The following is a 12474-nucleotide window of genomic DNA, read 5'->3' on the forward strand; positions in this document are numbered from 1 at the left end:
AGGAAGACGCACGTCATGCACCTGGTGCTCAACGAGTTCAAGACGAGCAGGAAGAAGATGGCCGACAAGACGAAGTCGGTCGCTCACGAGACCGACCTGCCGGACGACCTCGTAGCGGTGCTCGTCAAGAGCTTCGAGGCGCACCCGCGAAGGTTCCTGATCCTGTCGCCCGAGTCCGGCAAGCCGTACATCCACGCGAGCGCGTACGCGCAGTACGTCACGCGAGTGTTCTCGTCGCTCCTCGGCAAGCACACGACGGTCAACTCGCTGCGCCACAGCTTCTCCTCGCAGCTCGACCTGAACACGCTGACGCCGAAGCAGCGAAAGGAGATCGCGGAGGCGCTGATGCACAGCCCCGAGATGACGCACCGGTACCGCTACGTCAACGTGGAGGGGGCGTCCACGTCCTCGTCGACGTCCACGTCCACGTCGATTCCGGCGAGGTGCCAGCTCGTGTGCACGAAAGGACGCAAGGCGTCCCCCACCATCACGACCGAGAAGGAAGACCGGGCGCTCATACAGAAGCTGATCAGAGGCGGAGGCTCTGGCGTTGGTGGAGCAGCCCCCACCAAGGCCGAGCGATACCGAGCGGCGACCGCGGCGTTCGCGCGCAGGATCGAAGATTCCGCGATCTCCACGCAGCAGCGCTCTTCGCGACTTAAGGCGGACTCGATCCCATAGATTAATCCCTTCGGATGAGCAGCCATCCTTCTTATTCTTCCGACACGACGATGCAGTCTTCGGCGCCTCCGGCAGCGGCAGCGGCAGCGGCAGCGGGCCTCGGTTCTTACCGCCTGGTGCTCAAGACGGTGCAGGCGGTCGCGTTCAAGGTCCTCGTAGAGGCGCTCAAGGAGCTCCTGACGGACGTCACGATCGAGTTCGACGCGAGCGGGATGAAGATCCTGGCCATGGACACGTCCCACGTGGTGCTCGTGCACCTCAAGCTCGAGGCTTCCAAGTTCGAGGTCTTCCACTGCGACGGCAAGATCGCCGTCGGGCTCAACATGCTCAACCTCCACAAGCTGATCAAGACGATCAACAACAACAACACGCTGTCCCTTTACATCGACAAGGACGACGTGAACCACCTCGGGATCAAGATCGAGAACACCGACAAGAACTCCAAGACGAGCTACAAGCTCAACCTGCTCGACCTGGACCACTCTGACATCTACGTCGACCCCACCGCGTTCACCGAGGTCGTCACGCTCCCTTCGGCTGACTTCCAGAAGATCTGCCGCGACATGCACGCGCTCGCGGACCTGATGGAGATCCGGTCGATCCACAACCAGCTCATCTTCTCTTGCAAGGGCGACTTCTGCTCCCAGGAGACGGTCATATCGGACGCCAACGGAGCGGGAGCGGGAGCGGGAGCGGGAGCGGGCGCAGGCGCAAGCGCAGGACCGCCTCCGCCGCTCGCCACGTCCACGACCGCCTCCGACGCTGCCGCTGCCGCCGCGTCCGAGATCGTGCAGGGCGTCTTCTCGATCAAGCACCTGGTGCTCTTCACCAAGTGCACAAACCTCTGCTCGACGCTCGAGCTCTACCTCAAGAACGACTACCCGCTCATCATCCGCTACGACGTGTCTTCCCTGGGATCGATCCGGCTCGCGCTGGCGCCGCACGGGGGCTGATTGCCGTTATTTCTTTCCTGACGGCAAGTGAAGAAGCATGCGCGGCAAAATCTCCAGGTCGGCGTGTTCGCGATGATCTACGCCGGCACCGTGTGCTACACGCTGTCTCAGTACCTGCACCTGAGCCTCAACCCGTGGTCGTTCTTGTCAGCGCTTTGCATCGCGCTGCCGATCGTCTGGTGGCGCGAGTGCGCCAGCCTCGCGCTCATCGTGGGGGCCTTCACGGTGACGACCAGCATCGATCGACCTGCAGCAGCAGCAGCATCGCTCACCTCCTGAGCGAGAACGTCAGGAGCGTCAGCGTCAGCGCGGACATGAGCAGGATCGCGATGATGACGGTGGTGAACGCGATCGCGTATGGCATGCTCTCGGCGACGACCGCGCGGATCAGGGGGCGCACGAGGTGCTCGCTCACGTAGGACCGTGTCTCCTCGCTGCGCATCTCCTCGAGCGCCATCGCGAGCACGCGGTGCGTGAGGACCGCGACGACGTCGCGGGAGTTGCTCGCAGTGCCCGTGCCCGTGCTCATGTATATGTATATATCCCCGATGAGTTCCTCGGCCGCGAGGGAACGCGCGCCTCCTCTGTCTGTAGGTCCGAGATGTACAAGCCGTATTTTATTTATACTTTTCCGTACGAACCAAGGTTTAAACGAGCAGAAAGTCGTCCAGTCCCAAGACACAAGATGCTGCTGCTGACGTGCCCGGGCTGCGCGAAGATCGACCTGACCGGCAGGACGCTGCTCCCCTGCTGCGGGGAGAGCGTTTGCCAGTCGTGCTGCAAGAGGTGCTCGTCGAAGACGGGCGCTTTCACGTGCCCCGTGTGCAGGCAACCGGACCAGGCCGTGCCGACGAAGGAGAACGTGGCCCTCTCGCACATGGTGAGAGACGTCGACGTGGTCGTCGCGGCCTTGGCCTCGGGCCTGTTCGGCCCCCCGCTCAGGATCGGCATGACGTGCATAACGTGCCCGACCCACTCCGCCAACGTCCCCGAGCAGTTGGCGACGGTGCTGTACGAGAGCTACGTCGTCACGCTGTGCCAAATATACTTCAAGTACCCGGCGCACCGCGCCTCGATCCACCTGACGGTCGTCAACAGCGCGCGCGTCCTGCTCGACAGGGTTGCTGCAGGCGGTGTTTTCGGGCGCGCCTTCGAGTCTCTGCTCTTGCTGCTGGTCGGGGCGGGGAAGAGCGAGGCGGTCGCCTCTGAGAAGAACGTCGTGGCGAACCTGGTGCAGAACGGCAGCCTTTCGGTGATCAGGGCGATCTTCATGGGGGACGATATGAAGGGACGCCTCGCGAAGGACCTGGACGCCGCGCAGCAGGCGCGCGTCGCCGACGAGATCGCCGAGTGCGCCTCGTCCAGCCCGACGCCGAACGCCTGGCACAGGATGTCCGCCTGGTTCTACCTGAGGGAGCTCCCGGGACAACGTCGGAAGCTCGCGGACGCGTTCGTCCGCGGCACGGCCTTTTTCATGGAGTCGGGCTCCGCCGAGCGGGCGGCCAGAGCCACCGAGAAAGTGTGCCAGACGCTCGTCTTCATGGCGGACCACGGCGAGCGCGCGGAGATCGTCGGGATGATCGCCGAGGGCCTCCTGCGGCCGCTCGTGGGAGCGCTGCGCGACGGGGTCAAGTTCGCGCTCGGCGCCGTGCGCGTCATGGTGCTGTCCAACCCCGCGGCGATCGTCGAGGCGGGCGCAGTCGGCGCAGGGCTCTTCGAGGCCCTATCGGCGATCGACCGAGCTGGGTCCATCGACGCCATCCACGTGGCCCGCGCGCTCGCGCGGGAGGACGTGGCCTGCGGCGAGGCCGCGAGGCGCTGCTTCGCATCCTTCGACGAAGCCCCGAAGCCGCCCCCCGAGCCCGAGCCCGAGCCCTCTTCCAATAGGATCAAGCGCGCACGGCTGTCTTAGATCGCTGTACAGCAGGAGTAGGAGTAGGAAAATTATCGTTGTAAGTTTGAATCCACACTTCACACTCCAATCACACTTCACACTCAAACCTACCCTCGGATCCAAAACAAACACAAGCACACGCAAACACAAGCAAGCAAAAGCAAAGCACACGCAGACACAATGGACGGAAAGAAAGAGACCCCCGAGCAGAAGGTGTGAGGGATCGATCGCACGGACTGCATAAAATGCATGCATTCATATCGATCGATTTTGCTTCTCTGCAGAACGTCAACGTCATCGTGCGTGACCAGACGGGTGGGGAGATCCATTTCAAGCTCAAGATGCACACCAAGTTCGGAAAGGTGTTCGCCTCGTACTGCGCCAAGAAGGGTGTCGACGTGAACTCGATGAAGTTCCTGTTCGACGGGGACCGCATCAACGAGGAAAAGACGCCTATGGACCTGGAGATGACGGACGGCGACGTGGTGGACGCAGTGGTGGAGCAGATCGGAGGAGGGGATTTGGGTTGGTAGGAAGGAATGGAATGGAATGACTGACACCAGTTGCGTTGATGCGTTTTTTTTACTTCATGTGGCTGTTGTAAGGTGATGCCGCGGAAGCCCCTGGAGATCGACTCGCGCTTCCTCCCGAGCGGAGTCTCGAAGAACTGGCTGATCGCGGGGGCCGCGGCGGAGTTCTCGATCAACACTTGGACTTTCTGGTTCGTCTACCGGATGCGCTCGTGCGACCACGGGCAAAGACGCAAGCGGTTGACGCTGCAGGCGGCGCAGGCCGCGATGCTGCTGCTGCTCGTCTCGTTCGTGGCGGCGCTCGCCGCGGAAAGGCCTAAGCTCGCGAGCTGGCTGGCGGCGGCCTTCTTCGCGACCGCGCTGACGACCGCGCTGCTGATGCGCTCGTGGCTCCACGGCATCCCGGGCGTGCCCGACTGCGGCCGAGTCACGAAGGCCGAGTTCATCGCGGTGGACGCCGTGAACTGGATGGCGTTCCTGGGGTTCGCGATCAAGATCGCCGGGCTGGTCGCGTCGCTCTGGGTCGCCGCGACGATATAAGCCGGAAGCGCACGCGCGATATGAAACGACATGAAGATAACAGTAACCCCGCCCGTCCGCATCACGCAGCCGGGGGTGGTGCCCTTCAGGAAGTGGAGAGAGGAATATGCCTACGTCGTAGACTGCGTCGCCGAGAACCTGCGCACGGTGCTCTCCAACGCAGGGGCGACGGCGTCGGTCTCGTTCGACTGGGCAGCGATGCGATGCGGACTCGAGCGGTACCTGTACGATACGGGGATCTCGAGGTTCCGCTCTTTCCGTCACCATTGCGGGGAAAACAAACCGCGTCGGCATGTGCATGCCCTTTCAGGCGCAGTCGATGATTGGTCCGCGAATCTTTGAGAACACGGTCGCGATCAGCGATCCGCACCTTGGCACGTAGCTCGTGAGCATGCGGAGGAACACGAGAGTGTCTGCGAGGACCGACGCGTGCCGGTCGAACGAGTGCACCTGCGAGCCTCTGACCAAGCGCGGGGTCATCGCGGCGTAGTAGTAGTACGCGGCAGCGGCGGCCGCGCACATCGTCAGCAGGGTCACGATCGCAGCCAATCGCATCATCTAATCGTCTGTATGCTTCCCCGCCCGCCCCCGCGCGCGCCAATTTTTCCCCGTGCGTCCAATTCGGCCTCTGTTTCGTGTCATCGGCAAGTACATCAGAGGAGCATCAGAGAGCATCAGAACATGAACTTGAACAACGGCAAGTCCACGCCAGTCTCGCAGCTCCCCCAGCAGCAACAGCAGCCGCAGCACATCGGCCAGTTCGTGAACGACCAGCACCGTCAAATCGTCGCGCAGGCCCAGAACGCGGCGCAGAACTTCGCGATGCCGCAGACGACCTCCGGGGGGGCGGGCGTCCTCTCGGGCAGCACGGAGGAGGCGGACATCCAGGAGGCGCTCGCGCTCGTCACCGGCGCCGTCCCCGTCACGGCGGCGGACGTGGGGCAGGGACAGGGACAGGTGCAGACTGTGCAGCATCAAGAAGATCCCGAGATCGCGGCGCTCAGGCAGCAGCAGGCTCAGCTCCAGGCCCAGATGCAAGCTCAACGTCTTCAAATGCAGCAGCAGCAGCAGCAGCAGCAGCAGCAGCAAGTAAACACATCCGCAGGAGCGACATCGAATGCATCGAATGCGTCGAATGCATCATCCCCCAAGGACGAGCCCTCGGCGTTCTCGTCTTTCGCGTCCTATTTCCGCCTTCCAGACTCGGACGAGATCCGCATCGCGCTGATCGGCATCTCCGCGTACATCCTCGTGACCCTGCTGCCGGTGTCGGACCTTCTGTCCCGGTTCGTCCCCGCGCTCGACGGCGTGCCACACGCAGACGTTCTAGTCCGCGCGCTCCTGATCGGCATCACCCTGTTCGTCGGGCAGCGCGCGATGACGTGCTGCTGATGATGTTTCGACGGTCGTCGTCGTCGGCATAAGGCGATCCGATCGGAATTGCCAGCAATGGTCAGATCGTATTACGACCTGCTCGACGTCCCGCGGACGGCGAGCGAAGCCGAGATCCGCACGGCGTTCAGGCGCAAGGCGCTGCAGGTGCACCCTGACAAACAGCGATCAGGATCAGCAGCAACAGCAGACGACGATGCCGTAAAAAGAGCAGACGACGCCGAGTTCAAGGCGCTTAACGAGGCGTACTCGGTGCTCTCGGACGCGGGCAGGCGCGCCGAGTACGACCGCGGAGGGAGAACCGGCGAGCCTCACCACCCATTCGGAGCAGGGCAGCATTTCGGAGGCTTCCCGTTCGGAGGAGGATGGCAGCCGTTCCCTTTCGGAGGAGATCCGCAGCAGCAACAGCAGCAGCAGCAACAGCAGCAGCAGCAGCAGCAACAGACAGACCGCGTGACGCTGCCCGTCGGTCTCGCCGAGGCGTACCGTGGCGGCATGAAGAACATCATCCTCAACGAGCTGCGCGCGTGCGCGCCATGCCGCGGCACGGGCGCGAAAGATCCTACGGCCGACGTGGGAGCGTGCGACAAGTGCGGAGGGACGGGGAAGGCGCACGGCAACTTCGGACCGTTCTTGGTGTCTTTGGGGGAGTGCGGCGCGTGCCGCGGACGCGGCGTGTCGCAGCCGCCCCCCGGTCGCGAGTGCGCCTCCTGCGGCGGCGCGGGGTCGACCGCGCAGGCCGTCCCGCTGACCTTCGAGATCCCGAAGGGCATGCGCGACGGCCACGCGATCGAGATCGCCGGCGCGGGATCGTTCGACGCCAGGCGAAGGAGGCACAACGACCTCGAGCTCCGCGCGTCCCTGACTATCCCGGCGGAAGAAGAAGAAGGAGGACGTGGCTTCAGGGTGACTGCAGTCGACGGGGCGACGGGCCGCATCTCGGCGACGCTGCGGGTGACGCTCGCGGAGGTGCTCGTCGGCTTCGACCGATCGCTCGGGGCGCCGTGGGGCCGCCCGATGCGCGCCTTCGCGCCCTCTTACTTTCGCCCGGACGGTCCGCCGCGCGTCTTCTCGGGCATGGGCATGCCTCTGGCGCCCTCCGAAGGCGGTCGCGCCGGAGACCTCTCGGTCACGATCGTCGTGGACTTTCCGGAAGCGATCGGGGAGCCGGAGAGGGCGGGCGTGTCGGCTCCGGCGGGCGCGGACGTCGTGGTGCCTTTCATGGTGGAGTACAGCGATCAAAAGAATCTCCAGACTGGAAATCAGCGATGTGCGTCCGGTAGTAAGACCCTGTAGGAGGCTTCGCGGTGAAGTCGATGCGGAACTGGATCGACGCGAACAGGGGCGTGCCGGACGCCCTCGTGCACCTCCGGATCACGTCAGCGATCCAGGGCAAGGCCTCCGCGATGCCATCGTTCGGTATAGTGACGTCGATCGAGATCGTTGCCAAGCGAGTCTTCTGATTCTGATCCTTGTTCTCCTTCTTGCGTATGCTCCTGCTCATGCTCCTGCTCCTGCTCCTGCGTCTGAGTTCGACGATGACCTCCCGGAACGCCTTCGCGGCAGATTCCACGACTGCGAGCGACACGTCGCGCCCCATGACGCTGGTCGAGACGTGGAACGTCGTCGACGCCCCCCCGCCGGTGGCGTCCTTGATGGACGCCACGAGTTCGACGTTCGGGACCGGTGCCGCCAGGATGCGACGGATCCCGGTCATGAGGAGGTCGTCGTAGTCGCACTCGTCCGCTAGGAGATGCTTCGACACCAAGCGGAACGCGCTCCCGTTCCCGCATTCCTGACGGTCGCCGCTCCGCAGGATTTTTCGAATCAAGTCGTCCGGAAGGCGATCAAAGGATGATGGGGGCGAGCATGCGGCCGTTGGTATTTCAGGAACCGGACGACGAACGGCACGACGGAAAAATAATGCGCCAGCAAGACGAAAGAAACACATGCCGTACGCTGAGTGGCGATCGATATGTACCGCTTTGGTGCACATAAACGGCACAACAACAACCGTCACGATACAAAAACGTGCATGTATGTACGTGCGTCTAGCGAAACTCCTGGTGCGCTCCTTTTACGCCGGTCGGTGCCCCCCTATCAGCGAGAAATGCAAGGCCATCGACGAGGTAGACACCTCGGGCCTGGGGATCGTCCTGATGGACTACATGCTCGCCCGCGAGTGGGTCCCCGAGGGGCAGATCACGAACGACATCAAGGCCCACCCTGCGCTCGTCGTGAGGGCTCTCAAGTACTTGACGCGCGAGCAGCTGCTCGTGAGCGAGCACCGCAGGGAGTCGCGTGCAGGGAGTCGCTTCTGCGCCGTCGTCGAGGAGAACACGCAGGCAAAGGACGACGACTCTGAGGATGAGGAGGATGAGGAAGATGAGGAGGAGGAGGAGGAGGAGGAAAAGCGCAAACGCAAGCGCAAGCACATGGGCATGGGCATGCGCATGGGAATGCGCATGGGCATGCGCAAGAGAACACGCTGCCGGATGCTGTCGTACTACGCGGTCGACTTCGCTAGGATGGTCGACGTCGCTCAGCTCCGCGTGCACTTGATGCGCAAGGCGCTCGAGGACGAGCTGGACCCCAAGGAGCCCATGGCTCGTTTCGACTGCAGCAACCAGCCGTGCGGCAAGTCTTTCACCAGCCTCGATGTGCACTTGCTGATAGGGCAGGGCGGCTGCATGCGGTGCGACGTGTGCAACGCACTCGTCGTCCAGTCGGACGGGGGGTTCTGCAGAGACGAGAGGAGGGAGGAGATCGCGTCGACGTTGGCCAGGGGGGAAGTGCAGATGCGACCCCTCGTCCAGTTGATGGCGTCGTTGACGGCGTCGACGAACAGCGCGCCCGCACCCCCCCTGGGGACGGTCCAGGCGCCCTCCTCGGCGGCTCACCGGAGAGGATGGGACGACACCCAGGTCGTCGTCCGCATCGGCGATTCAGGCGCCGCGCAGAACCCAAGGGAGAACGCGACAGCACAGGCACGAGCGCCAGCACAAGCACAAGCACACGCACACGCACAAACGCCACAACCTGCCAATAATGCCCAAGACGCCCAAGCCAGCGCGAGGGAAGCGGCTTTGGCGTTGTACGCGGCCCAGTACGCCGCGTCGATGGTCGGGAGGACGCCGAAGCACGTTATTCGTAAGCCGCCGGTGATAGAAGACGATGGCATGGATTGGGAGGACGTTTGAAATAAATGTCCGGATTAAAAAATGGCATTATCTGTAATGTAATCAATTTACAATCTCAGCCACATGGAACGCGACTTCGCAATCGAAATACTCCTCATCTTCATCTTCGAACAAGGGATTGCTTTTGATGCTGACGAACAATGGATTGTTGTAGTAGACTGAGAAGGCGTACATCTGATGTCTGTCTGATGTGCTCAAGAAATCACGCTTTCACGCTTCTAATTTTCCGGTACCTGCAGTTGCATGGCCAATACGATTGATCCCGTAACTGCAGTGTACGGCACGTATGTACGGCATGCGACCATGCCCCTAGAAACCGCAGATCAAAGTCTCTCCAGGAAAAACATGGTGTCTTCTTCTTCGGGCACTTCTCGCAGCGGCAGTGGCAGTGGCACGACAGGCACAGGCACGAGCACAGGCACGAGCACAGGCACAGGCAGCGGAACGACTGGCACAAGCACAAGCACAAGCAGCGGCACGACTGGCACAGGAACAAGCAGCGGCAAGACAAGCGCAGGCATAAGCAGCGGCAGCGGCGAAAAGGACGATCGGAGGTACGAGGAGCGCACGTACGGTGTGGATCCCCACATCAGCACCCGTTGTGTGAAAAGCAACCCAGATCGCTATCCACATCGCGATACCGTCGGCATGGACCGCCATCACGAGTACGTTGCCCAACGTCGGAGCACAGGATACAGCCGCAGGAGCAGGAGCAGATCGCCCGTTGGGTCATCCCACAGAGACGCCAGGGGAGCTTCCCGAAGGGATGACCCCCCCAGGAGGCGCACATATGAGTCCCCACCCAGGAGGCGCACATATGAGTCCCCACCCAGGAGGCGCACATATTATCCCCCCCCCAGGAGGCCCACATATGAGCCCCCGCCCAGGAGGCGCACGGAGGAGCCCCCGCCCAGGAGGCGCACGGAGGAGCCCCCGCCCAGGAGGCGCACGGAGGAGCCCCCACCAAGGAGGCGCACGGAGGATGAGCCCCCCGCGCGGACGAGGCGCGCAGAGGAGGAGCCCCCCGCGCGGACGAGGCGCTCAGAGGAGGAGCTCCCCGCGAGGACGAGGCGCGCAGAGGAGGAGCTCCCCGCGAGGAGCTCAGAGGAGCCCCCCGCGAGGACTAGGCGCAGCATTCCCGGCAAGCTGAGCGCCGCGTTCTTCGTGTTGAAGGTCTTGATCTCGAGTAACGGCGCCAGTGTGTTCGACGGGGGACCAGCCAACACAGAGGAGGAAGTCAGGCGCGGCATCGCTCAGCTGTGCGACCCCGATTACCTCACCCGCGTCAGCAAGGACGTGCTAATCGCCAAGGGCGCAGGCGCCGCGCACGTCCTCTTCCCCCCCGACGACGTGTCGCGCGACCTCGCGTACGAGAGGTTCGGCCTGGACGACCGCAACGAGGAGGATATGGCGGACGTCAAGATCGTCGCCTACTCTCCGTACGGGACTCCTCTCGTCTTATTGAGCGAGAACGTGGCCAACATGGCGACCATGCGCCCTTTGATCAAGTCACGCACACGCTTCAACGACCCGAGGTTCCTGTATGACTACGAGCGCGTCCAGGACTGGCTCTCGCAGCTCCAGGAGCACAGTGAGAAGATCACACTCGCCATGCGCGAGATCCGGGGCGCCTTCGGCGAGGATCAAAACCGCCCGGGCGTCCACCCCTTCGTGGCTGACGTCCCTACGCTCTGGGGCGACCCCATCCACACGCCCGAGCAGTACGGTCCATGCATCATGTGCGCCTGCTCATGGAGGGCGATCCGCTGGTTCCCGATGGAGAGCCCCAACGCCTTCAGCTTCGCGCTCGTGCGCAACGACGACATCAATCGCTGGATGCCCTTCGAGCCCGGCGTGACGACGGCAGCCCAAGTCAGGGAATGGTGGCATGGGCCGTAAAACGTACTTTTCTTTTTGATGATGATTTAAAAAAAATTGACGTTGTCATCTTTGTAATCAGAGAATCAAGTAGTCAATTGGATTGAAATGGCAATGACGGCTGAAGCGAAGAGCGCCCTCGCCGTAGCGGCCAGCAGGCTCTCTTCTAAAGGGCCCTGCGTCGTGACGGGGGCCACCTACACTGCCGGTCGGCGCATGGAGCAGACGTGGGTCTTCGGGGTCAACACCGAGTCGAGCGACGGGAGCTCGGGCGGGATCAAGGCGTGCTACGCGCGCGTGACGACGACGAATCTTATTATTGATCCTGACGAAGTCGACGGAATCGTCGGAGGCGTCATAGACCTGGTCGACAAGCTGGGCCTCGTCGCGCACTCGCTGCTGGGTCCGTGGGACGACGCCGTCCCCACGGACTACAAGTACGTGCCGCGTCTCGGTCGATCGCGCTGGAATCTCGTTCTGGTCCCGGTCGCGTTCGACGACAGCGCGTTCAGAGAACGCCTCCGTTCGAGTCTGTCCTCCGTCATGTCCTCGGGGACAGGCACGACCATCGGCTTCGTCAGCGAGTTCCGCCTGGCCGATGAGTTCAGCCCGAAGTCGCACGACGGCTTGACGCGGCTGCGACTGCTTGATCGAGTCAATCTCCTGTACAGACAACGACGAGCGCAGGTGCACGTCATCTCGGTCTGGCTGTACCGCTGGGAGCGGCAGGACGACGTAGACGATCCGGCGGGCGACGCAGCCGCGGCGCTCCTCTCGGCGGGCTTCGATGTGCGGCCCGGCGACGTCGTGCAGGAGTTCCCGGGATACCGCTCGGACGGCCTCGCGATCGTGGGACGCGACGGCGTCGCCCGACGCCCGATCACCCTGGGCAACGGCGAGGCGGGCATCCCGGCCTGGGCGGTCGAGATAGGCCTCGAGCGCGGCAGCACCCTCGCTGACCTCTTGCGCGCCTACTGCGAGCACACCACGGCGAGCTTCGTCGTGTACCCTCTGATCGAGCAGCGACGCCGAGGCACGCTGCGGCTCGCCCCAGGGGGGAAGATAGAGAGCATGGCCGTGTACCACTTGCACGAGGGCAAGGACGCCGTGATGGAGGAGGGGCACATGCTCTACGACGATCTGGACGGCGATCTCGCGGTCGGCCAGGTCTTCTCAGCCTCATCCGCAGCCTCAGCCTCATCCGCAAAGGTGTACAGCTAATGTCATTTTTTAATCCGGACACCCCTCGTCGACCATCCCGGTTTTGACTTTCAGTACTTCATCTTGTGTTGTCAGGGATGGCCTGATACGACCGGTACCCGTCTGCATGTTTAAGATGATCCCAAGCTTGTATTGCAAGGGGTTTTTTGATTGATTCAATGTTCATCACCCCATGAAAAGATGGT

15 protein-coding genes are annotated in these 12474 nt (G+C 62.9%); 11 read left to right on the forward strand and 4 right to left on the reverse strand.

The window, feature by feature from the left end:
• On the forward strand, window positions 1-681 hold a 681-nt coding region (locus B7Z66_14510; protein ID OYV74988.1), incomplete at its 5' end, for a hypothetical protein.
• A gap of 14 nt (window positions 682-695) precedes the next feature.
• On the forward strand, window positions 696-1634 hold the full coding sequence (locus B7Z66_14515) for a proliferating cell nuclear antigen (pcna) (GenBank protein ID OYV74989.1): 939 nt from the start codon (window positions 696-698) through the stop codon (window positions 1632-1634).
• Between the two features lie 268 nt (window positions 1635-1902).
• Here B7Z66_14515 and B7Z66_14520 read toward each other — a convergent pair whose 3' ends face one another.
• A complete protein-coding gene (locus B7Z66_14520) occupies window positions 1903-2163 on the reverse strand; it encodes a hypothetical protein (protein OYV74990.1) in 261 nt (86 codons plus the stop codon).
• Window positions 2164-2319: 156 nt separating this feature from the next.
• On the opposite strand from B7Z66_14520, the gene B7Z66_14525 reads away from it, so the two are divergent.
• From B7Z66_14525 to B7Z66_14535, 3 genes are all read left to right on the forward strand, one after another.
• A complete protein-coding gene (locus B7Z66_14525) occupies window positions 2320-3546 on the forward strand; it encodes a hypothetical protein (protein ID OYV74991.1) in 1227 nt (408 codons plus the stop codon).
• A 227-nt stretch (window positions 3547-3773) separates the two neighbouring features.
• On the forward strand, window positions 3774-4061 hold the full coding sequence (locus B7Z66_14530; GenBank protein OYV74992.1) for a hypothetical protein: 288 nt from the start codon (window positions 3774-3776) through the stop codon (window positions 4059-4061).
• Window positions 4062-4136: 75 nt separating this feature from the next.
• Window positions 4137-4598: a hypothetical protein gene (locus B7Z66_14535; protein ID OYV74993.1), complete on the forward strand. Its 462-nt coding sequence runs from the start codon at window positions 4137-4139 to the stop codon at window positions 4596-4598.
• A 306-nt stretch (window positions 4599-4904) separates the two neighbouring features.
• On the opposite strand, the gene B7Z66_14540 is transcribed toward B7Z66_14535, so the two are convergent.
• The gene (locus B7Z66_14540) at window positions 4905-5156 is read right to left on the reverse strand and encodes a hypothetical protein (GenBank protein OYV74994.1); all 252 of its coding nucleotides are present in this window, start codon (window positions 5154-5156) and stop codon (window positions 4905-4907) included.
• A 123-nt stretch (window positions 5157-5279) separates the two neighbouring features.
• Here B7Z66_14540 and B7Z66_14545 point away from each other — a divergent pair, with 123 nt between their 5' ends.
• The 4 genes from B7Z66_14545 to B7Z66_14560 all read left to right on the forward strand — a co-directional run bounded on the left by B7Z66_14545 (window position 5280) and on the right by B7Z66_14560 (window position 9190).
• The gene (locus B7Z66_14545; protein OYV74995.1) at window positions 5280-5990 is read left to right on the forward strand and encodes a hypothetical protein; all 711 of its coding nucleotides are present in this window, start codon (window positions 5280-5282) and stop codon (window positions 5988-5990) included.
• A 57-nt stretch (window positions 5991-6047) separates the two neighbouring features.
• Window positions 6048-7286: a hypothetical protein gene (locus B7Z66_14550; GenBank protein ID OYV74996.1), complete on the forward strand. Its 1239-nt coding sequence runs from the start codon at window positions 6048-6050 to the stop codon at window positions 7284-7286.
• Window positions 7287-7480: 194 nt separating this feature from the next.
• Window positions 7481-7723, forward strand: coding sequence for a hypothetical protein (locus B7Z66_14555; GenBank protein ID OYV74997.1), 243 nt, complete (start codon window positions 7481-7483; stop codon window positions 7721-7723).
• A 306-nt stretch (window positions 7724-8029) separates the two neighbouring features.
• Window positions 8030-9190 carry a hypothetical protein gene (locus B7Z66_14560; protein ID OYV74998.1) on the forward strand — a complete coding sequence of 387 codons (1161 nt, stop codon included), beginning with the start codon at window positions 8030-8032 and terminating at the stop codon, window positions 9188-9190.
• A gap of 323 nt (window positions 9191-9513) precedes the next feature.
• On the opposite strand, the gene B7Z66_14565 is transcribed toward B7Z66_14560, so the two are convergent.
• Together B7Z66_14565 and B7Z66_14570 are read right to left on the reverse strand one after the other, a co-directional pair.
• Entirely contained in the window at window positions 9514-9780 is a 267-nt protein-coding gene (locus B7Z66_14565; GenBank protein ID OYV75002.1) for a hypothetical protein, read from the reverse strand.
• 255 nt (window positions 9781-10035) lie between these two features.
• Window positions 10036-10326, reverse strand: a complete 291-nt coding sequence (locus B7Z66_14570) for a hypothetical protein (protein OYV74999.1) — start codon at window positions 10324-10326, stop codon at window positions 10036-10038.
• Window positions 10327-10354: 28 nt separating this feature from the next.
• Between B7Z66_14570 and B7Z66_14575 the strand changes: the two genes are divergently transcribed.
• Both B7Z66_14575 and B7Z66_14580 read left to right on the forward strand, forming a co-directional pair.
• Window positions 10355-11089: a hypothetical protein gene (locus B7Z66_14575; protein OYV75000.1), complete on the forward strand. Its 735-nt coding sequence runs from the start codon at window positions 10355-10357 to the stop codon at window positions 11087-11089.
• Window positions 11090-11176: 87 nt separating this feature from the next.
• Window positions 11177-12289 (forward strand): hypothetical protein, encoded by a 1113-nt coding sequence (locus B7Z66_14580; protein OYV75001.1) that lies wholly within the window; start codon window positions 11177-11179, stop codon window positions 12287-12289.
• The last annotated feature ends 185 nt before the right edge of the window (window positions 12290-12474 follow it).

The organism is Chromatiales bacterium 21-64-14 (assembly GCA_002255365.1).
Classification (GTDB): Bacteria; Pseudomonadota; Gammaproteobacteria; order 21-64-14; family 21-64-14; genus 21-64-14.

Coding starts and splice junctions, on each gene's coding strand:
- B7Z66_14515 (OYV74989.1), top strand. CDS start 696: ATGAGCAGCCATCCTTCTTATTCTTCCGACACGACGATGCAGTCTTCG.
- B7Z66_14520 (OYV74990.1), bottom strand. CDS start 2,163: ATGAGCACGGGCACGGGCACTGCGAGCAACTCCCGCGACGTCGTCGCG.
- B7Z66_14525 (OYV74991.1), top strand. CDS start 2,320: ATGCTGCTGCTGACGTGCCCGGGCTGCGCGAAGATCGACCTGACCGGC.
- B7Z66_14530 (OYV74992.1), top strand. CDS start 3,774: ATGCATGCATTCATATCGATCGATTTTGCTTCTCTGCAGAACGTCAAC.
- B7Z66_14535 (OYV74993.1), top strand. CDS start 4,137: ATGCCGCGGAAGCCCCTGGAGATCGACTCGCGCTTCCTCCCGAGCGGA.
- B7Z66_14540 (OYV74994.1), bottom strand. CDS start 5,156: ATGATGCGATTGGCTGCGATCGTGACCCTGCTGACGATGTGCGCGGCC.
- B7Z66_14545 (OYV74995.1), top strand. CDS start 5,280: ATGAACTTGAACAACGGCAAGTCCACGCCAGTCTCGCAGCTCCCCCAG.
- B7Z66_14550 (OYV74996.1), top strand. CDS start 6,048: ATGGTCAGATCGTATTACGACCTGCTCGACGTCCCGCGGACGGCGAGC.
- B7Z66_14555 (OYV74997.1), top strand. CDS start 7,481: ATGCTCCTGCTCATGCTCCTGCTCCTGCTCCTGCGTCTGAGTTCGACG.
- B7Z66_14560 (OYV74998.1), top strand. CDS start 8,030: ATGTACGTGCGTCTAGCGAAACTCCTGGTGCGCTCCTTTTACGCCGGT.
- B7Z66_14565 (OYV75002.1), bottom strand. CDS start 9,780: ATGTGGGGATCCACACCGTACGTGCGCTCCTCGTACCTCCGATCGTCC.
- B7Z66_14570 (OYV74999.1), bottom strand. CDS start 10,326: ATGCTGCGCCTAGTCCTCGCGGGGGGCTCCTCTGAGCTCCTCGCGGGG.
- B7Z66_14580 (OYV75001.1), top strand. CDS start 11,177: ATGGCAATGACGGCTGAAGCGAAGAGCGCCCTCGCCGTAGCGGCCAGC.